Here is a 1,417-nt window from a genome sequence, read left to right as displayed (position 1 = left end):
CCGTGGTAGTCCTCGTGCAGCGACTTGCCGGCGTCCTCCTCGAGGTGGGCGCGCGTCAGCCGCACCACGTGGCGCTGCTCGCCGATGAAGAACTCGACCTCGCCGCCCTGCACGACGGGAATCTCGTACTGGCTGATCTGGTAGCCCTTGGGCAGGTCGGGGTAGAAGTAGTTCTTGCGCGCGAAGATCGACAAGGGTGCGACCGTGGCGCCCACCGCCAGGCCGAAGCGGATGGCACGCTCCACCGCGCCGCGGTTGAGCACCGGCAGCGTGCCGGGCAGCGCCAGGTCCACCGGCGAGGCCTGGGTATTCGGCGCGGCGCCGAACTGGGTGCTCGAGCCGCTGAAGATCTTCGAGCGGGTGGACAGCTGCGCGTGCGTCTCGATGCCGATGACGACCTCGTAGCCGCGGATCAAGGGTGTGCTGCTCATGGTGTTCAGAACCCGCTGGGCACGCGCGCGTGCCAGTCGGTGGCCTGCTGGAAGGCGTGCGCGGCGTGCAGCAGCGTGCCTTCCTGGAAATAGTTGCCGATCAGCTGCAGGCCCACCGGCATCTGTCCTTCGCCGAAGCCGGCCGGCACGCTCATGCCGGGCAGGCCGGCCAGGCTGGCCGGCAGGGTGAAGATGTCGGCGAGGTAGGCGGCCACCGGATCGTCGCCCTGCGCGCCGATCTTCCAGGCCACGCTGGGCGCCACCGGGCCGGCGATCACGTCGCACTGGGTGAAGCAGCGCTGGAAGTCGTCGGCGATCATGCGGCGCAGCTTCTGCGCCTGCAGGTAATAGGCGTCGTAGTAGCCGTGGCTGAGCACGTAGGTGCCGATCATGATCCGCCGCTTGACTTCGGGGCCGAAGCCCTCGCTGCGGCTCTTCTTGTACATGTCGAGCAGGTCGGCGTACTTCGCTGCGCGGTGGCCGTAGCGCACGCCGTCGAAGCGCGACAGGTTCGAGCTCGCCTCGGCCGGAGCGATGATGTACTAGACGGGAATCGACAGCTCGGTGCGCGGCAGGCTCACGTCGACCAAGGTCGCGCCGAGCGTCTCCAGCTCGGCCAGTGCAGCGCGCACGGCGCCGTTCACGTCGGCGGCCAGTGCGGCAGGGAAGAACTCCTTCGGCAGGCCGATGCGCAGCCCGGCCAGCGGCCGGGCGGCCGAGGCGCCCTCGCGCGGCGCCAGCATCTGCGCGCGGTAGTCCTGCGGCGGCTGCTCGGCGCTGGTGGAGTCGCGCTCGTCGAAGCCGCTCATCGCCGACAGCAGCAGCGCGCAGTCTTCCGCCGAACGCGCCATGGGGCCGGCCTGGTCGAGGCTGGAGGCGAACGCCACCATGCCGTAACGCGAGCACACGCCGTAGGTGGGCTTGATGCCGGTGATGCCCGAGAAGCTTGCCGGCTGGCGGATCGACCCGCCGGTGTCGGTGCCGGT

2 pseudogenes are annotated in these 1,417 nt (G+C 69.9%); both read right to left on the bottom strand.

Going from position 1 to position 1,417, the window contains the following annotated elements:
• Window positions 1-431, bottom strand: a pseudogene (gatB, locus tag AB7U92_RS24795) (Asp-tRNA(Asn)/Glu-tRNA(Gln) amidotransferase subunit GatB); the annotation flags it as partial.
• Window positions 432-436: 5 nt separating this feature from the next.
• Window positions 437-1,417 (bottom strand): annotated as a pseudogene (locus tag AB7U92_RS24790) (amidase family protein); the annotation flags it as partial.

The organism is Piscinibacter sp. (assembly GCF_050175855.1).
Classification (GTDB): domain Bacteria; phylum Pseudomonadota; class Gammaproteobacteria; order Burkholderiales; family Burkholderiaceae_C; genus Piscinibacter.
Note: the sequence above shows the minus strand (reverse complement) of the source record. Positions and strands in the feature narration are given on the sequence as shown.